Source organism: Methylobacterium nigriterrae (assembly GCF_037106235.1).
Taxonomy (GTDB): Bacteria; Pseudomonadota; Alphaproteobacteria; order Rhizobiales; family Beijerinckiaceae; genus Methylobacterium; species Methylobacterium nigriterrae.
In genome coordinates this window covers 1-17,512 of sequence record NZ_JBAWTG010000045.1, presented here as the reverse complement: position 1 = coordinate 17,512, position 17,512 = coordinate 1, and the positions used below count along the sequence as shown (strand labels likewise).

General features: G+C 63.6%; 15 protein-coding genes and 2 pseudogenes. 11 read left to right on the top strand and 6 right to left on the bottom strand.

What is annotated here, in order from left to right; all coding sequences use genetic code 11:
- Positions 1-3: 3 nt before the first annotated feature.
- The 10 genes and pseudogenes from WDW90_RS20945 to WDW90_RS20900 all read left to right on the top strand — a co-directional run bounded on the left by WDW90_RS20945 (position 4) and on the right by WDW90_RS20900 (position 9,968).
- A complete protein-coding gene (locus WDW90_RS20945) occupies positions 4-1,308 on the top strand; it encodes a glycosyltransferase family 4 protein (protein ID WP_336489401.1) in 1,305 nt (434 codons plus the stop codon).
- Between the two features lie 58 nt (positions 1,309-1,366).
- Positions 1,367-2,524 carry a polysaccharide pyruvyl transferase family protein gene (locus WDW90_RS20940; protein ID WP_336489400.1) on the top strand — a complete coding sequence of 386 codons (1,158 nt, stop codon included), beginning with the start codon at positions 1,367-1,369 and terminating at the stop codon, positions 2,522-2,524.
- A gap of 47 nt (positions 2,525-2,571) precedes the next feature.
- Positions 2,572-3,702 (top strand): hypothetical protein, encoded by a 1,131-nt coding sequence (locus WDW90_RS20935; protein WP_336489399.1) that lies wholly within the window; start codon positions 2,572-2,574, stop codon positions 3,700-3,702.
- Between the two features lie 1,131 nt (positions 3,703-4,833).
- Positions 4,834-5,070: a hypothetical protein gene (locus tag WDW90_RS20930; RefSeq protein ID WP_336489398.1), complete on the top strand. Its 237-nt coding sequence runs from the start codon at positions 4,834-4,836 to the stop codon at positions 5,068-5,070.
- The gene (locus WDW90_RS20925) at positions 5,051-6,256 is read left to right on the top strand and encodes an HNH endonuclease (RefSeq protein ID WP_336489397.1); all 1,206 of its coding nucleotides are present in this window, start codon (positions 5,051-5,053) and stop codon (positions 6,254-6,256) included. The genes WDW90_RS20930 and WDW90_RS20925 overlap by 20 nt, the downstream gene beginning before the upstream one ends.
- 79 nt (positions 6,257-6,335) lie before the next feature.
- Complete coding sequence (locus WDW90_RS20920) at positions 6,336-6,740, top strand: hypothetical protein (protein WP_336489396.1); 405 nt, start codon at positions 6,336-6,338, stop codon at positions 6,738-6,740.
- Positions 6,741-6,999: 259 nt separating this feature from the next.
- Entirely contained in the window at positions 7,000-7,290 is a 291-nt protein-coding gene (locus WDW90_RS20915) for a hypothetical protein (protein WP_336489395.1), read from the top strand.
- 199 nt (positions 7,291-7,489) lie between these two features.
- Complete coding sequence (locus WDW90_RS20910) at positions 7,490-8,125, top strand: hypothetical protein (RefSeq protein ID WP_336489394.1); 636 nt, start codon at positions 7,490-7,492, stop codon at positions 8,123-8,125.
- A gap of 175 nt (positions 8,126-8,300) precedes the next feature.
- Positions 8,301-8,390: pseudogene (locus WDW90_RS20905) on the top strand (IS6 family transposase); the annotation flags it as partial.
- 276 nt (positions 8,391-8,666) lie between these two features.
- The gene (locus tag WDW90_RS20900) at positions 8,667-9,968 is read left to right on the top strand and encodes a family 16 glycosylhydrolase (protein WP_336489393.1); all 1,302 of its coding nucleotides are present in this window, start codon (positions 8,667-8,669) and stop codon (positions 9,966-9,968) included.
- Positions 9,969-10,238: 270 nt separating this feature from the next.
- On the opposite strand, the pseudogene WDW90_RS20895 reads toward WDW90_RS20900, so the two are convergent.
- The 4 genes and pseudogenes from WDW90_RS20895 to WDW90_RS20880 form a co-directional block, all read right to left on the bottom strand.
- Positions 10,239-10,346, bottom strand: a pseudogene (locus WDW90_RS20895) (UTP--glucose-1-phosphate uridylyltransferase); the annotation flags it as partial.
- Positions 10,347-10,458: 112 nt separating this feature from the next.
- Positions 10,459-10,725, bottom strand: a complete 267-nt coding sequence (locus WDW90_RS20890; RefSeq protein WP_336489392.1) for a hypothetical protein — start codon at positions 10,723-10,725, stop codon at positions 10,459-10,461.
- A 1,189-nt stretch (positions 10,726-11,914) separates the two neighbouring features.
- The gene (locus tag WDW90_RS20885; RefSeq protein WP_336489391.1) at positions 11,915-12,379 is read right to left on the bottom strand and encodes a hypothetical protein; all 465 of its coding nucleotides are present in this window, start codon (positions 12,377-12,379) and stop codon (positions 11,915-11,917) included.
- A gap of 632 nt (positions 12,380-13,011) precedes the next feature.
- Positions 13,012-14,256 carry a glycosyltransferase gene (locus WDW90_RS20880; RefSeq protein ID WP_336489390.1) on the bottom strand — a complete coding sequence of 415 codons (1,245 nt, stop codon included), beginning with the start codon at positions 14,254-14,256 and terminating at the stop codon, positions 13,012-13,014.
- Positions 14,257-14,572: 316 nt separating this feature from the next.
- Here WDW90_RS20880 and WDW90_RS20875 point away from each other — a divergent pair, with 316 nt between their 5' ends.
- Positions 14,573-16,210, top strand: a complete 1,638-nt coding sequence (locus WDW90_RS20875; RefSeq protein WP_336489389.1) for a B12-binding domain-containing radical SAM protein — start codon at positions 14,573-14,575, stop codon at positions 16,208-16,210.
- A 208-nt stretch (positions 16,211-16,418) separates the two neighbouring features.
- On the opposite strand, the gene WDW90_RS20870 is transcribed toward WDW90_RS20875, so the two are convergent.
- Together WDW90_RS20870 and WDW90_RS20865 are read right to left on the bottom strand one after the other, a co-directional pair.
- Positions 16,419-16,727, bottom strand: a complete 309-nt coding sequence (locus WDW90_RS20870) for a LysR family transcriptional regulator (RefSeq protein WP_336489388.1) — start codon at positions 16,725-16,727, stop codon at positions 16,419-16,421.
- A 25-nt stretch (positions 16,728-16,752) separates the two neighbouring features.
- Positions 16,753-17,373 (bottom strand): PopZ family protein, encoded by a 621-nt coding sequence (locus WDW90_RS20865; RefSeq protein WP_336489387.1) that lies wholly within the window; start codon positions 17,371-17,373, stop codon positions 16,753-16,755.
- Between the last annotated feature and the right edge of the window lie 139 nt (positions 17,374-17,512).

The window sequence follows — 17,512 nt, the reverse complement described above, 5'->3', positions numbered from 1 at the left end:
CTCGTGATTGCCAATGCGCATCCCGACCACAGCGTCGGTGGGGCGGAGATTGCGGCCTACAACCTCTTCAGGTTCCTGGCCGAGGATCCGGGCGTCGAGGCAGCGGTCTTCCTGGCCCGGACATCGCTCGCCTCGGTGCCACCCGGTTCAATCGTGGCGCGCAGGACCGGCGAATTTCTGTGGCGGCAAGATATCGGTGACTGGTTCAAGCTGATGACGGCTTATCCCAGAGCCGTTTCAGACCACTTTCGAGCATTTCTTGCTCGGCAGAAGCCGAGTGTCATCTTCGTTCATCACTACTCTCATATCGGCATTGAATTTCTGAGGGAGATTAAGAGGGCGGTTCCTGGATGTAAGATCGTTATGACGCTGCACGAGTATGGCGCAATCTGTAACCGCCAGGGGCAGATGCTCAAGAACATCTCGAACCGGCTCTGCTACCGGGAGAGCCCTGAGGATTGCCACTTGTGCTTCTCAGACAGATCGCCTGAGGATTTTTGGCTCCGCAAGCGGTACATCTTCAAGCATTTTGATGCGGTTGACGAGTTTGTATCGCCTTCCGAGTTTTTGCGCAGAAGGTACGTCGAGTGGGGCGTCCCCTCAACAAGGATTCACGTCATCGAGAATGGGCAGCCATCCCGCGAGGCAGATGTCGCTCGCCAGGGACGTGCGTCCACCAGAGCCATCAGTACGGGCGCACGTAAGAAGCTCGGCCGGCCAATCATCGTGGGGTATTTCGGGCAAATCAACCGCTACAAGGGACTTGATGTGCTTCTCACGGCGATTGATGCGCTGAGCGATGTGACGAAGCGTAATCTTAAAGTCGAAGTGCACGGAGCCAATCTCGAGGAACAGCCGGACGATTTTCGAGGGCGGATCAGCAAGATGCGTGATCGCGCCGCCGAGGAAGGAGCAATCCACTGGGTCGGATCGTACGAACGGACCGAGTTGATGCGCAGGATGACGCGAGTGGACTGCGTTGTCGTGCCGTCGATCTGGTGGGAGAACTCTCCGATGGTGATCCAAGAGGCGTTCGTGTGCGGCAAACCGGTCATCTGCTCCGGAATCGGCGGGATGGCCGAGAAGGTTCGCGATGGCGTCGATGGGCTTCACTTCGAAGCCGGGAACCCTTTCTCGCTCGCGGAAAAGCTGACGCTTATCGCCGCAGATCCGAACGTTTTGGCGAGGCTGTCCGCCAACATCCAAACCCCGGCGAGCTATGAGGAATGCGGCCAAGCCTATATGCGCCTAGCGCAGCAGGCGCTGGATCGACAGATCCGTGAAACCGACCCTGCGTCCCTGCCGTAACGTGGACCTTGCGGCCCCGGTTGGGTTAGGTCGCCGCGATGAATGTGAGACACGGTCTATGAGAGTCGGCCTCGTCAGCAACCTGCCAGGACTCGACAGCGTACGCCAGCAGGGCGTTCAGGACGCTGCGCTCGACCGCGTCTTTTCCGCCATCGGCGGCAATTCCGGAAATATCGCCTACGTCGCTGGTACGCGCCGTGTGTTGATGGATGAAGTCATTGCCATCGACTGGTCGACGGCAAACGAGTTCATCCTGAATAACTGCGATATCGTTGTCATTGCCTGCGCCAACCAGCTAGGCCCGCACGCTGACCTCAACGATTGGGCCAACAAGCTCGAGAGGTTGAGGCTGCCCGTTGTGTTGATTGGCCTCGGTGCGCAGGCCGCTGAGAGAGGCGTTCACGTCGCACTACCAGAAGGGACAGTTCGATTCCTTCGGCTGGTGCGCGAACTGCGCCCGGAAGGAAGTGAGACGAACATCGCCGTGCGAGGCGACTTCTCGCGGTCAGTGCTCGAGACGTACGGGGGAAGCGGCGTTTCGCTGGGATGTCCTTCCCTTTTCCTGAATCTCGACCCGGCACTTGGTGCGAAGGTCAGCGGCACAGCGCGCAGCAAGGCCGGGTCCAGCTTCACGCTTGCCGCCGGGAACCCTTTTCTCTCCACCTCTGTCGGCGCTGAGGTAAGGCTGTGCGAGTTGGCCTACGAGCGCCAGGGCCGATGTGTCGTCCAGCACCCATTCGAGATGGTGGCGCTTGCATCGGGTAAGGAACCCGGTCTCCCGGAACACACGATAGAGTTCATCCGGCAGAGAATGCTTCCGAGGCTAACGAATGAAAAATTCTTGGCATGGGTGAGATCTTTCTGGGATCTTCACCTGGACGTGCATGAGTGGATGATAGCACTGAAGGAATACCACCGTGTGATCGGCGCACGATATCATGGAGTTGCGCTTGGAGTTCAAGCCGGTTTGCCATCATGTGTAGTTGCCATTGATGCGCGCACCCAGGAGCTCGCGGAAACGAGCTGCATTCCAGTCATCAGCGTGTCTGAGGCAGCCGCAATCACGGACGTAACTCTGATCGATGATCTATGGAGTGGCGATTGGGGGCAAAAATTCGATGACAATCGGGCTCGTCTCGCTCGTGGAACAGTGTCGTTTCTCCAAGCGCAAGGATTGACACCTTGTCATGAGCTCCAGGCGCTGGCGCGAAACTAGTGCTTTCCGATGTGAGTACGCTGAAGTTGTGCCGGTGGGTGCGGCGGTTGCGCTTTCGCACCCTGGGATTCGGCACCTGCTTCGCAATATTGCTGTTGCATATAAGCCAGTGGGATGCGTCGGCGGCTGATCTCAAGCTTGATGTCGACAGCGCCGAGCCGACTGTCGTGTTTCGCTGGAGCACCGATCGTTGCTCAGAGGCAGATCTTCCCGACGCACCATTTCGCGCATTTCGGCGCGCGGACGGAGCGATTGTAGGATTTGCGAGCCACTTCGAGGCCAGGCGCTTTGTTGGCCGGACGCTTGATGCCTTGAAGCACGATTGCAGAATCTCGTTCCAGGGCAGTGATGATTCCGATCCGCAGAAGTTCGGCCCACGTTCATGGATCGTGAGTCTATGGACTAGGAACGGGAAGTCGGTCGCGGCACTGGTGCACAATGAGTACCAGGCGCACCGCTTCCCAGGCCGGTGTATTTTCCCTGATTACTCGCGGTGTTGGTACAACTTTTTAAGCGAGGCCAGGTCAGACGACGGGGGGAAGAGCTTCGAGCGAATCGAGCCAGGGCACCCCTTAGTGGCGCTTGCACGGCCGCAGAGCGACGAGCAGGGGCGTCCGAGAGGCTTCTTCGGATCCTCCAATTTGATTGAATTTGCTGGATTCGTGTACGCGCTCACGATGACGACCGGCGACCCGTCCCAGCCGAGAGGTATTTGTCTCCTGCGCGCGTCGAACCCGTTCGATCCCTCTGCGTGGCAGATCTGGACGGACGCCGGTTTTGCCCCTGTCGGCCTGCGGCCAACTTGCAAGCCAATGAGGAATCTGTTTGGCGATATCACCGCGTTGGTTCGCCATAGGGCTACCGGTCAGTTCATCGCAGTCAATATCATGCCGGGAGGCCCCGAGAAGGGTAAGGTAGCCTTTTCGCAGTCGTCCGATCTCATGAACTGGTCTGAGCCCCAAGGTTTCTATAGTGTTCCAAGTCAATATTCCGATCTCTGCGCGAGTGCTCGATATTCCTATCCCTCGCTTATAGATGCCTCGGCGGCAACCCGAACATTCGAAGATGTCGGCGACAGCGCATATCTCTACATGGTAAGATCCAATATTTCGGGATGCTCACAATCGTTTGATCGCGACCTCGTTAGGTTCAGAGTCCACATTCGCGCGGTGCAATGAACACGGGTTGGTTCCTGCCATCGCGAAAAAGCTTGCGGACCACATGACATCCTCAGCGCTCGGTCCCGCCGACCGCGGAGCCGAATGCCAAAACTTTCTAAGATTTGATTTAGCTAGATCGCAAGTCCACGCTGGCTGTAGCTCTGCTGAGAAGTGCGGCCTTCTGTCAGTTCTTCGGCTCAGCATCTCGTCGCACCCGAAATCGAACCCCGACTCCGCCGCCGTTTTCGGGAATGAATTCGATGCCGGCGCGTTCGAATGCCTCCCGGATCGCCTGCATGTTTGCAGGAGTTGACGTAAGCGGACCGTCCTGAGCTTCAGCTCTCCGAACTGTTGCAATTCCTAGCCGGCTCGAATCAGCGAGGACCTCTGCACTCCATTTCAGGAGGGCTCGGGCTGCTCGGACCTGTGCCCCTGTGAGTACGTCGTTATCAGCTAGTGCCATCTTGATCCGTTACGACTCAAGTGATATGAAAGAGATCATTAGATCGTAAAAGGATCATCCCGATGTCGCATCGTCGCTCTCTTTCGTGGTCTGCTGCCTTACGCGATCTTCGTGCAGACCGCATCACCTATGATCCAGAAGAGCGCCGCGCCTACCGACGGCGCGAGATTTTTGCGAAGATCGCCGCCGATCGCGCCCGTGCTTCGGCGCGCACCCGCCCGCTGGTCATCTCGAGCGGCTACAACCGCCGCGCCATCATGTCGGCCGCCATCATCTCAGCAAAGGCTCGCCGCACGGTCACAGGCGAGCCCTGGAACATCTGCCTCTCCGCCGCTCTCAAGGGGACTTGGCAAGCCGCCAAAGAAGCCCGCCGCTTCTTACTCAGTCTTGAGAAGCGCAAGGCGGAACGAGAGAGGGAAGCTCGAGCCTTCCTAGCCGCTCGCTCGATGAGCGGCGAAGGGCAGGGGAGCTCGGCTTACTCAGACTCTGGGTCGCCATCATGCGTCCCGACGAGCCAACGGCCGCGTAACCCGACACTGCGCCGCTCTGACGTTTCGGCACAGGGAGCCCGTCTCCGACCCGCTGAAGCATCCAGCACGAACCCGGCGCCGCGCTGAGACAAAAGCCCGGCAGCAGCGACACCCGCGCTCCGCTCACAATCCCTCTTCCACCTCACGAGGCACTCCATGCCCGACAAACCACCGCGCTCGCGCGCGGCTGATCCCGCACGCCCGACCGTCGCCTCCCTGGGCCTCGCGGTGAAGCTCGTCGCCCAAGCGCACGACGCCGAGCTCAAGGCCCTCCTCGAGCGCTACGAGCAGCTCCTCTGCGACTGGGAAGCCTTGTCCTACCGAGCACTCAAGCTGCTCGTCGACCGCTCGCGTCCCGAACCCAAGCGCCGCCATGCCGTTCGTCACCCCTGAGGACGTCGGCACCACGCCCCGCGGCTCGCTCTCAGCCAAGCGCCGGCTCCAGGCCTGGGAGCGCACCAAGGGCACCTGCGTCATCTGCGAGGAGCCCATCGATGGCGTCCGCGAGCGCTGGATCGTCGAGCACATCCGCGCGCTCGAACTCGGCGGAGCGGATGAGCTCACCAACATGGGCCCGGCGCACGAGGCCTGCGGCCGAGAGAAGACCCGCGACGATCACGCGCGCACCGCCCGGGCCAAGCGGCAGAAGGTCCGCCACATCGGCGCGTCCGTCTCGGTGCGTCCACTGCCGGGCGCCCGTTCGACCGCTCTCAAGCGCAAGGTCAACGGCACCGTCGTTCCGCGGGGAAGCCATCCGCAGCGGAAAGCGGGCCCGCGGGCAGCATCGCGCTCTGCCCGCGCTGCAGGCGCAACTTGCTCGCGGAACCCGGTCGGATCTCGGCAGTTACCATCGGAGTTTGAGAACAGATCCAGAACGGATGCTGCCGGATCAACGCTCATGACCAAACCCGCGGCCGCCCGGCCCGATCGATCTCGCCAAGCATTCAACGGCGCGGGCGAAATCCTGCCGGCGATCCCGCGCCACCTCGATTTCCTGTTCGACGAGCGTCCACTCCTCCCCGACGAGGATCCGGGTCCGTACGACACCCTCCTATCGACCTTCGTTCAGCAGGTGCGGCCCGCGGACGTGATCGAGGCGATCTGGGTCAAGGACATCGTCGACCTGATCTGGGAGACGAAGCGGCTCCGCCGCTGGCGGCGGCAGATCCTCGGTCAGGCGCGGCTCGAGGCGGCCACGAAGCTCGCTCTGCCCGTCATCGAGGCCCAGAACCGCAACACCTTCAGGGCCGACTTCGAGCACCGGCGCGAGGCCGAGGCGCTCGCCCTCGGCTGGCTCGAGCACGACAACGCCGAGGCGGCCCGGATGGAGCAGCTGCTTCGAGCGAGGGGACTCACCGCCGCGGATGTCGATGCGCAAGCCTTTCAGGTGAAGCTTCCCGACCTCGAGCGCATCGAGCGGATGATCGCCTCCGCCGATCACCGCCGCGACGCACTTCTGCGCGAGATCGAGCGGAAGCGGGCAAGCCTCAGCCAGCACGTGCGGGCTGCGGCCGCAGACGTCATCGACGCCGAGTCACCTCCGCGTGAATCGGCCTGTGCCGCGCAACCTCGCACCTGACATGGCATCCGAGCGCACCCTCCGCGCCAATCGGCGGAACGCCCAGGCCAGCACCGGCCCGCGCTCGGATGCCGGCAAGATGCGTTCGCGCCAGAATGCGCGTAAACATGGTCTCGCGGCCAGCGACCCCGATGCTCGCGCCACGGCTGCAGCCGAGCACCTTGCCGAGCTCGTCGCGGGTGAACTGGGCGCGGATCCGGCCATCCGGGAAGCCGCCCGCGCTCTCGCCGAGGCGCACGCCCATCTTCGACGTATCCGCGCGTTCAAGAGCGCCCTGATCCGGAACGGCATCGAACGCGCCGCGATCCGGGCGGACACTGGCGGTTCACCGGCCTCGGTCGCCTCGCCCGAACTCCTCCAGGGCCTCGAAGGCCTCGAACGTTACGAGCGCCGCGCCTTCTCGCGGCGAAAGTCCGCGGCCCGCCGCTTCGAGGCGCTGGCCCGTCACGCGAGGCGCCTGCTGCGAGAGGGGGAACCCGAGTGAGGCGCACGGCGACATCTCGGCGCACCGCACCCGACCAGCTGTTGTCCGGCGAACACCGCATGTCGGAAGCGATCAGGCGTCCTGCACTCCGGAGCGGCAAGTCGTGACACGAACGAACCCGCACGCCGCTGAAACCCCCGGGCATCGGGGTGCAGAGGGATCGTCCGGTGCCGGCTCCGCGCAGCCCGAGCCCACCTCAGCCAATGCGCCTCGGAGAGCCGACCTGCTCCTGGAGGATGCCGCCGAAGCCCTGACGCGCATGGCCATCAAGCTGGCCCTCGCCGGAGACGCGTCCGCCCTGCGTCTCTGCCTCCATCGCCTTGCAGTGCTACGAAGAGACCGACCCATCGCCTTCACGCTTCCCGAGGTCAACGGACCGGAGGATGTCCCGACAGCAACTTACGCGCTGCTGCGAGCAGTCGCCAGCGGTGAAATCACGCCGGCAGAGGCCACGGCGCTCGGCAAGCTGATCGACACGCATATCCAGGCGCTTGAGCTGACCGATGTCGACAAGCGGCTGAGGGCACTCGAGGGAACAGATGTCCTGTGATGGGCCGCCGGGACACGAGCATCAGATGCACGGGGCGAGAAAGGCGAGCCGACCTGTTCACGGGGACCGTGAGATGCGTTCGCGAGGCCGCTGCAGCCGTAGCAGGACTACGCATGACTGCGAACCATCAAGTCTGTTCGACCACGCCTGACCCTCGGGCGGGCTCGCTCGAGTCTGCAAACGGACAGAGGATCTGCTGATGGTCAGCAAGCCAACCTTGGCGCGGCTGGCGCGACTTGAGCGGCAGAGGGCCGCGGGTCCGTCGGGGAACGGCGACCTGCGCGGGCTGAGAAAGCTGCTCTTCGTGCTGGTGGCCTATTACCTTGGCGCGATGCAACCGGATGAAACACTGAGGGCCGCGCTCACACGGGCCTTCGGTTACGACCCGGGACAGGCTGGCGGGCACGAGACGAACTCAGGCTTCGATCTCTTGCGGCGACCGGGTATCACGGAGCGCTTTTCCAGCGCGGTCGGGCGCTTGGTGGCTCTCCGCGGCATGAGCTTCGACGATAAGGGCAACGGAGTAGCCTACACGCTCAGACAATTGTGCCAGGAGATGCCAGAGTGGTGCCGCAAGCATCCCGCTCTCGACGGCGGTAGACCCGAGCATTTGTTCGAGGAGACAGGAGACGAGCTGGCTGCGCGAACGGACGCGACAATAACCTATCCGAGCACCCAGCTTGGTCCCAATCGTGACCCGACCGAAGCCGTCGTCTACCACATCTTCCAGGCTCTTCTCGGCCCCTGGGAGGAACTGCCTGGCGATGACAAGGCACGGTTGAAGCTCAGCCCGTCGTCGAGATCTGCCCGCAAGCAGCGCACCGGCTCACGTTGAGTCGGGCGGGGTGATCGGCACGAGAGTGCCGTAATTGGGCCGGCGATTTCTCGAGGCGAGCCGCCGTAGCGCCCTCGGACCGGTCTCACGGTGGAGAATTGGCTCGCACCGTAACGATCCCCATCCGAAGTCTACGGTCGGCTGTCTTCACGTCGCCGGGCAAGCTCCTGGTTCGGGCTTCGGCTTCTCTGGCGCCTGGACCGTTTGCGAGCAGAACCGCTTGCTCTGCGTCTGCTTCGGACCTCCGGCGGCTAACGGAGTCTAAAAACTGGGCCAATCCGGCACTTCCTGCGACCCACACCGGAGTTTGCGGCCGGCCCATTCATCGCGGCTCGGGTCGATTGGTCACCGCGCTGTCCCACCTGAAATGAGGCCAGACCCGTTGGCAAATTTTCCGGTCAAAGCGCAAAGTACAAATCAGTACTAAAGCTTGTTACCAGCAAATGATAATAAAAAAGTGAATTTTGCCGCATTTTTGCCGCATTCTGATCTACAACAGCTGTTCTTCAATTAATCAATCTTAATTTGGTTGCTGGGGGGAATGGTGGCTATCGACCCGAATAATCTCGCCGCTACGGCGCATCTCACGTTCAGCGATGAGTTCAATAGCCTGGACATGCGTCACGACCATTCTGGCTCGGGAACTTGGAATACCACCAATACCTACTCCCCGGGTGGCTATGCGGCGGAGGAGACGTGGTTCGTCGACGCAGACAGCAACAACACCGGCATGACGCCGTGGTCGGTCAATAACGGCGTCCTGAACCTGACCGCCTATGACCACGATTCCAATGGCAAACCGGTGACCTCGGGTCATCTCGACACGCAGGGTACTTTCTCGCAGCAGTACGGCTACTTCGAGATGCGCGCCGAGATGCCGGACAAGGGCACGGTGGCCGATGGCGGCCAGGGCGATGGTGTCGGCGGTGGCGCGTTCTGGCTGCTCAACCAGGACGGGTCCTGGCCTCCGGAACTCGATATCCTCGAGCAGGCGAACTGGGGCGGCATCTACACGACGCATACGGGCGTTGGTGGTCATTCGGCCGAGAGCAGCTGGTCCAACATCCCGGACATCGGCTCCGCCTATCACACCTACGGGGTGGACTGGGAAGCGGACAAGACGACCTGGTACGTCGATGGAAAGCAGGTCTTCCAGGCTGACACGCCCGCCGACATGCACAGCCCGATGTACATGCTGCTGAACCTCTACGGCAACGACGACGGCGGTTCGGGCGATTCGACGATGCACGTCGACTACGTGCGGGTCTATGCGGCCGGCGCTGGCCCGGGCGTGCCCCCTGCCGAAACCGCTTCTACGCCAGCTCTTGGCGATCAAACCTCGGCGCAAACTGAACCAGCCCCGGTGAAGGTCGACCCCGTTTCCGTGGAGACTGCTCCAGTCGCGGTGCCGCCTGATCCAGCCCCGGTAAAGATCGATCCTCCGAGCGCTGGGAGCGATACGTTGGTGCTAAAGGTGGCTCAGGATGCTTACCAGGGCGATGCGAAGTTCATCGTGAAGGTTGACGGCCAACAGATCGGGGAGGTTCACACTGCTCACGCGTCCCACGCTTCGGGTGCTTGGGACACGGTCAGCGTGGACGGCGACTTCTCCAATGCTCAGACCATTTCAGTGAGCTTCATCAACGACCGCTGGGACGGCACTGACGCAACGGACCGTAATCTCTACGTCGGAGGCATCAGCTTGGGCGGAGAGACGCTGAAGGGCTCAGAGGCTGATGTTGATGCACATCACGGCCAGCCTTTGGGTGATGCGGCCGCGCTCTGGGGCAATGGTTCGGCTGTGTTCCTTGCGAGTGAACTGCATAACGGCACCCTGATCTGACCGCTGACGATCGACCTTTGTGACACTGTCGCCTCAAGGCAAGATGCGTCCTTCGAAGCGACGGTGACACAGCTCAGTGGGGTCCGCTTGCTGACCGATCCGGCTCAGCTCGCATCAAGATTGAGAGGACATTGGTGTCGAGAATGATCACTTGAACGATGCCGGCTGGACCAGCGTGCCCCTGTGCTCGCGAATCTCTGCGTCGAAACCGACACCAGCAAAACGCGCCGCGATGCAGCTCCCGATCAGTGACGGCGCCACGTCCTCGCGGACGATGCCGTCCTGGTGCGTCTCCTCCGGCTTGACCTCCTCGACCGCGATGACGTTGCCGCCGTGCCGCTCGTAGGCCGCCAGCATCTACCCCATGCAGCCGCGGCTGTGAGCGCGTCGACGGAGTTCTGCGCCCCGGCCTAGGAGAGGCGCTTCCCCGATGAGGCTCGCGCTCACATGGGGGCGCACCGCTCAGCACCATTCACGTGAAATGTGCAGCTCAGGCTACCGCCACCTCAGGCAGGTGCGGAAAGTCCGGCCGCGCGGCCAACCGTTCGATGTCAGAGGCGTGATAGGTCTTCCCGCCGCAATCGATCCGGGCAGTCTGGCCGTGCCCACTCTCGAGTCCGGTTGCAAAGAGCACCGCCTCGGCCAACTCGGCAAAGGCCCGGGTCCGGCCGCAGCGGCGAACCTCGTTGCCCATTGCGATCTGGTCCACAGTCCAATGGACGACCGCGTAGCGGTTCCAGTCGATGGTACTCGTCATCTCAAAGCCCCCTCCAGCGGGGCAACCTGTCACCACGGGTGAGATCCTCAGACAGCGCCGTCCGGGCCGAGGTCAACTACGCTGCGCTTCCTGAACAGGGACACAACCGCAAGCTGTGCGTCACCGCGATGGCAGCCTCGATGTCTCGATGGACATGCTGCTGCGTTTCACCCACACGCACACCCTGAGCGCCGCGGACTTCATCGTGTAGGCCGATGGGCGGAGCGCGATTCAGAGGCGTCAGTAGCGGAAAGGATCGCCCAGTAGCGGCGCGAGTTTCACAGGGAGAGCACGGGGCCCCCCCCCGCATCTCACGACGGGAGCTGCGACCATGATCGCAGGCAAGACCACGAGCGATTGGCTCACTGCCTTCGCTCTCCGCCGCATCCTTGGGATTCCTGCTACAAGCGTCTCGGTGCGGTCGCCTCACGTCCCATGCTCACGGGGCGAGCAGCTCTGTTCGCGAGTACTGCGGCAGCTCCCGCAAGAAGGGGACAGGGTCTGAAAGCGCGCTACTGATGGCTTTGGCGGTTTGGCATGTGAAGCTCAAGACAAGTTCGCCTCCTCCGTGTAAGCGGACGACGAGCAACGGCATGCCGGTGCGGTTGTTTACGCCGACTGCAGCCTGCAAGACCGGCAGCTCACAGGAACCAACTTCGGTTCCCTCGTGCGGTGGCTTCTCGCCGGTGCTGCACAACGCGCTTGCGGACAAAAGCGCAGGCCCCAGCGAAGCACATTGCGCTGGAGTGATCCCGAGTGGAACGTCTTTAGTGCCGATCTTGATATGCAGTTGAGGAGCGCAGTCGCCGTCCACCCACACGGCGAAATCTGGAGTCCGGGATGATATTTGATCGGTCATATGCCCCTCATACTCATTGCATGGCTACGCCCGGCTACATGTGCCGCGAGTCTGTGCGCCGCTCAGCACGGCCTTAGCGACGCAATCGTGATCGGCGCGCTGAACCTGCTGTGCACCCGACGCAGATGCCTGGATCCCAGAGCTGTTCTCTCGGTCCTGTAACGCGAAGCTCAGGCAAGCTTGCTGAGGCTGCGCTCGCGCCACGGCTAAGCCCCTCGGCTTGAGCCGAAATGCTCGCACCGGCGGTTGCCGGAGCTGTCTCCAACGCGCAGCCCCCGTCCGGAGCAACTGCCAAGAGGGCCGCTGCCAAGCACATCGGACTCGCAAACCTCAGCATCCGCGGCAGATCGGCTGAGCTGCATCTTGGCCACTCTTCATCAGGCGGTTCATGACGATCTCCGAATCGTTCATCTGAACGACCGTTGGATCCGCTTTCTTGTTTGTGTTCGACCTCGACACACTGGCTGTCGTTGCCGGCTCTGCCGTTTGCGCAACGGCGGAAGGGTTCTGGAGCTTTCCGGCCAACGGCGGCGTTGCAAGCTCGTCTGGGCGCAATGGCTTCCAGCTCGCCCGAGCCAGCTGCGCTCCTCTGAGCGCAGCGGTCGGCTCCACGCCGGGACGTCGCTCATCGAAGCGCGTCGCCGTGATCTGACCTGGGATGACGACGGCGGGGTAAGCCGCGTCCCGGGCCGCAACGGGCAAGTGGGCGTATTGCGCGGGAACGCCGATGAGATGCGAGCAGCCGCTCATGCCCACAAGGATAAGGCCGCTCGCTGCGACGCGTCTCAGGATCATGGCCCACTTCCGTCTTAACCTAAGCCGTTATCATATGCCTAAGTCAGGGCGCAGTGTGTGGTTCCCTCTACTCCGGCTGAATTTGGCGGTCGATCGAATTTGCTCAACGTGCCCGGTGGTTTGCAAGAAATGTACAGACGAGTACAGAATAGATCTGCCAAGCGCAGCTGAGACTCGAACCCGCGGGAACTAGGCCGCACTACACGAGCTGAGCCCTTTACCCCGCTGCCCGTACGCTCCTCGACATTGTCGCGCGAGCGGAGACCGCCTAGCGCGCTCTCGGCAAGGTTGAAGGACCGGTGGTGGAGAGGAGCCGGGCTTAATGCGCGACCGCGCGGCTCGGCAGAACAAGGCCCGTGCAGCATCATGGCACCGGGGCTTGATTACCCCTGCCCGACCTTGCGTATGCACGCGACGCGTGTGACTTCCCGCTGGGAGCGGACTCACTGGTGCTGGAGACCCAGTGGTACGTAGGTCAGGAGTCGTCGTATCATCCAGGACCATCTAGCATCCGCTGCCTCGGGTGAGATCCTGTCCGCGCTCCCAGCCATCCGCGCCGCGCTCTCGCACGAGGATCTCCGCCGCATCTCGGATTGCCTCTGCCGCTCACACCTTGGCCCCTCCACCCAGCCTCACGCCGCCACCACGTCAATCGCATCACAAGCCGCCGGCACACCGTTCTCGCCAACCATCCGCGTCCTCGCCGCCGAACAGGCCTGTAGGATCTCGGGCGTGCCCAACAGGCGGCGGATCTCCGCCGCCGCTCGGGCCGGCGTGAAGTGGCGCCGGCTGAGGGCTGCGCCAAAGCCGAGCCGTACAAGGCGCTGCGCTTCGTCGAAATGGTCGAAGGCAACCGGAACAACGAGCTGTGGGATGCCGGCAGCCAACGCCTGCGCCACCGTACCGACCCCGCCGTGATGGATCAGGGCCGTGCAGCGCGGCAGCAACTGGCTGAACGGCGCATAGGGGACGTGCAGGATCTGCGGTGGCAACTCACTGGGCACTTGCCCGCTCTGCGGGGCAAGGAGGAGGCCGCGTCGGCCCAGGCGCGCACAGGTGCGCACGGCAGTCTCGAAGAAGGCGCGTCCCCGGCGCATAGCCGATCCGTAGGTGAAGGCCAACGGCGGCTCGCCGGCGTCGAGAAACGCCGAGAGCGCCGGGCTGAGTTCGCCGACATCCCCGAAGTGGTCCGCGAGGGGGAACCCGACCTGCACGGCCTGGTCAGGCCAGTCGGGCTGGGGCGGGGCGTACCAATCAGCGAAGGTGAGCAGCACCCGTTGCGGGCTGTTCCACCAATGGCGCAGCCGGCGCACAGGTGGCAGACTGAGGGTACCGCGGAAGCTGTTCAGGGCAGGCAAAGCCGCGGGGCCGATGATGTACTTGTCCGCGCCGCGCCCAATCCAGTGGCGGACTCGAGGAGGCAGGCAGGCGGGCAGCGGCAGGCCGGGCAGAGCCGGCGGAGCGTGGCGGCTTTCGACGAGCATCGGCATGACATGGACAGTCACGAGAGGCAGCCCGAGCTTGTCCTGTGCAACCCGCGCGCCGAGGCTGAGCGTCGACGCGATGACGATGCCCTCGCCGGGCTGCCAATTCGCGGCAAGCCAGCGGTAGGTGGGCTCCGTCAGAGCCGAGAAGAAGCGGAATGCAACCGCGACGCCGCGCCAAGGACGCCAGAGATCCGGCTCGGCCGCGAAGCAATCGAAATCCTTGCGCGTGCCGAGGGCCTGGAAGGCAAGCCCTGCGCGAGCCGCCATGGCAGCGAAGGGAGCGGGAGCTGCGAGCGTGACCACCCGACCGCGGCGCTTCAGCTCAGCCGCGAGGGCGATGAAGGGCAGAACATCGCCGTGACTGCCGATCGCGACAAGAAAAACCTTCATGCGAGCGAGCTATAACACGCTGGATTGAGCTCACCTGTAGCGGCACCAACACAAAAGGCCGGCCGGAGCGTATATCTCGACTTCGGCAGGAACCGTACACTCCCTCCGCTTACATGTCGTTCGCTCGGCTGAGTGGTGCATCTGCGTCCGACGGCTCAATGGGTACTCGGTCCCAACTGTGTTCGCACCGCCGGGGCGACAACGACGTGCATCTTGAAAAAAGCCGCATTGGGCAGAGAGCAAGGTCGCACACTCGGACGCGCGGCGCGAGAGATGGCCGCAGACGCAACCGGCCGCAGGAGGGAGAATGTCAGGATTGAGCCGACCGGCCCCTCGCGTGCTGTTGGTCTTTCCCCGCTTCAACCCGAACTCCTTCTGGAGCTTCAAGGAAGCCTGCGAGCTGTTCGGCGCGCGCTGCCCCGCACCGCCGCTCGGCCTGATCACCCTCGCCGCGCTCCTGCCGAGCAGTTGGAACATCCGGCTCGTCAACCGCAATGCTGAGACCCTCACCGAGGCTGACATCGCCTGGGCCGATCTCGTCCTGACCGGCGGCATGCAGCCCCAGCAGATCGACACGCTCGCGGTGATGGCGATGTGCCGAGCACAGGGCAAACCCGTCTGCGTCGGTGGACCTGACCCGACCTCGAACCCCGACGTCTACGCGGAGGCTGATTTCCGCGTTCTGGGTGAGGCTGAGGGCATCGTCGACAGCTTCGTCGAAGCCTGGGACGCGGGCGTGCGCAGCGGCCGCTTCGAGGCACCGAAATTCCAAGCGGACGTGACGAGGAGCCCGATCCCACGCTTCGATCTGCTCGACTTCAAGCACTACCTCTATGTCGGGGTTCAGTTCTCGCGTGGCTGCCCGTTTACTTGCGAGTTCTGCGACATCATCGAGCTCTATGGCCGGGCGCCGCGCACCAAGACCAACGCGCAGATGCTGGCCGAGCTCGACCGGCTGCTGGCGCTCGGCTACCGCGGGCACGTCGACTTTGTCGACGACAACCTGATCGGCAACAAGAAGGCCATCAAGCGCTTCCTGCCCGAGCTCAAGGCTTGGCAGGAACGCAACGGCTACCCGTTCCGGTTCTCGACCGAGGCCTCGCTCAACCTGGCCGATGACGCCGAGCTCCTCCAGATGATGCGCGAGGCCAACTTCTTCGTCGTCTTCGTCGGGATCGAGAGCTCGGACGAGGCGACGCTGATCGCGACACAGAAGAAGCAGAACACCCGCCGCAGCATCAGTGAGAGCGTCGCCCGCATCTACAAGGCCGGGATGTTCGTGACCGCCGGCTTCATCGTCGGGTTCGACACGGAGCGCGGAAGCACGGCCCGTGGCATGGTGGACTGCATCGATACGACGAGTATTCCGGTGGCCATGGTGGGCCTGCTGCACGCCTTGCCGAACACGCAGCTGATGCGGCGCCTGACCCGCGAAGGGCGGCTGTTCGAGGGCTACAATCTCACGCCAGCCGAGGTCGGCGATCAGTGCACGGGCGGGTTGAACTTCGTCACGCTGCGCCCGCGTCGCGAGATCCTGTCCGACTACCGGCAGGTCCTGTTGCAGATCTATGAGCCCTCGGCCTTCTTCCGGCGGGCACGCATGCTTGGCCGGATGCTGGACCGGCCGACCTTCGGGACCAAGCCGCGCTGGCGGGCGGTGCTGCGGGATCTGCGCCTTTTGGGGCGTACCTGCTGGCGTATGACGGTGAAGCGGCCGGAGCTGGCGCGTCACTTCTGGGCAGCGTCCCTCGACATTGCGCGGCACAATCCGCGCGCGCTCGATCTCGTGATCATGAACATGGTCATCTACCTGCACCTGTACCCGTTCTCGCGCCACGTCATCCGCGAGCTTGATGGCCGGATCGCGGAGATCGACGAGGGTCGCTGGGTGGAACCGACAACGCTGCCGACCGGCGTCCCTGCTGAGAAGGCGTCGCTTGCTGCCGTCGCGTAAGAATCGCCTTCGGCGAAAGGCTTGCCAAGGCCGTGATAATGGGCCGCTGACGGACCGGGACGAGACCCGAACTCGGGATCAGCCGCAACCGCCTAGTCTGGACGGATAGCGAGATGACCCCGGCCTCAGCCGTCGCTGCCGCCGGGAGAGACCTCTTGCGAGACCTCTTGCAAGCGCATCAGACGCTCAGCATGACGTCTCGAACAGCCTAGGGCTTTGCCACTTTCAAGAAACCTCCAGAGGCGATCATGCGCGCATTCGCCTCCATGGCCCGGGCGACTGGCAGCAGCGCTTGCCCGGCCGGCGACAGGCGGTCGAGCGCCTCTCCGGCAGCCCCGGCCTCAAACAGCCGCTCGCCAATCGCCCGTTCAAGGCGCGCGATCCGGCGCCCGATCGTTGACGGATTGAGGCCAAGCTGGCGACCCGCCGCACGAAGGGACCCTGCCTCCGCGGCAACCAGAAAAATAAAGACGTCCTGCCAGTTAAATTTGGCTGGCTGTCGGGGGCTTCCGAGCATCAATTCATCGGCTCCCTTTCAACCCTCAGCGCCCACGGGAGACGCGCTCGATCTCGGCGCGCACGAGGCGCTCGACCATCACCGGCAGGTTGTCGTCGAGCCACGCCTTCAGCATCGGCCGGAGCATGTCCTTGACGAGGTCCTCCAGCGTGCGGGTGTTCTGGCTCAGAACGGTGTGGGCCAGCATGTTGAAGGCCTGGCTGACGCTCGCGTCGGTGCTCGAGGAGGTCAGCCGCTCGACCGGCGCGTCGTCGAACGGGTCGGGCAGCTCGGCGCGGGGTTCCGCGGCGGGGGGCGGCTCGCGGCGGGGCTCCGGCGCGGCGGCGACCGGCGGGTCGAATTCCGGCTCGACCTCGATCGCATCGAAATCGAGGGCCTCGTCGGCGAAGTCGATCGGGTCCGCCTCGATCGGCGCCGGCTTCGGCGCGGGCTCGGGCCTGCGCACGGGCTCGGCGATCTCGGCGAGGTCGAGCACGTCGTCGTTCTCGGGCACCGGCGGGGCGGCGCGGACGGGGGCCGCCTCGCTCGGCTTCACGGCCTGATCGTCGGCGATGATGCGGCGGATGGAGGCGAGGATCTCCTCCATCGACGGCTCGGCCGCCTTGTCCTGGGTCTTGTCCTGGGTCTTGGGGCTCGCTGCACTCATCAGGACGGCGCTCGGGCAATGCGACAAGGGGTAGAAGTCTGCGTTCCGAACACAGTCCAGGGGAAACCGGAGCCGCCCGAATGCGGCTCCGGGCGCGCGCCTCAGCGGCCGTCCGGCGTGCGCACGCCGTACCAGAGAT

Bases quoted from the DNA above. Each gene is read 5' to 3' on its own strand.
- WDW90_RS20940 (WP_336489400.1), top strand. From the start codon at position 1,367: ATGAGAGTCGGCCTCGTCAGCAACCTGCCAGGACTCGACAGCGTACGC.
- WDW90_RS20930 (WP_336489398.1), top strand. From the start codon at position 4,834: ATGCCCGACAAACCACCGCGCTCGCGCGCGGCTGATCCCGCACGCCCG.
- WDW90_RS20925 (WP_336489397.1), top strand. From the start codon at position 5,051: ATGCCGTTCGTCACCCCTGAGGACGTCGGCACCACGCCCCGCGGCTCG.
- WDW90_RS20920 (WP_336489396.1), top strand. From the start codon at position 6,336: ATGCGTTCGCGCCAGAATGCGCGTAAACATGGTCTCGCGGCCAGCGAC.
- WDW90_RS20915 (WP_336489395.1), top strand. From the start codon at position 7,000: ATGGCCATCAAGCTGGCCCTCGCCGGAGACGCGTCCGCCCTGCGTCTC.
- WDW90_RS20910 (WP_336489394.1), top strand. From the start codon at position 7,490: ATGGTCAGCAAGCCAACCTTGGCGCGGCTGGCGCGACTTGAGCGGCAG.
- WDW90_RS20900 (WP_336489393.1), top strand. From the start codon at position 8,667: ATGGTGGCTATCGACCCGAATAATCTCGCCGCTACGGCGCATCTCACG.
- WDW90_RS20890 (WP_336489392.1), bottom strand. From the start codon at position 10,725: ATGACGAGTACCATCGACTGGAACCGCTACGCGGTCGTCCATTGGACT.
- WDW90_RS20885 (WP_336489391.1), bottom strand. From the start codon at position 12,379: ATGATCCTGAGACGCGTCGCAGCGAGCGGCCTTATCCTTGTGGGCATG.
- WDW90_RS20880 (WP_336489390.1), bottom strand. From the start codon at position 14,256: ATGAAGGTTTTTCTTGTCGCGATCGGCAGTCACGGCGATGTTCTGCCC.
- WDW90_RS20870 (WP_336489388.1), bottom strand. From the start codon at position 16,727: ATGCTCGGAAGCCCCCGACAGCCAGCCAAATTTAACTGGCAGGACGTC.
- WDW90_RS20865 (WP_336489387.1), bottom strand. From the start codon at position 17,373: ATGAGTGCAGCGAGCCCCAAGACCCAGGACAAGACCCAGGACAAGGCG.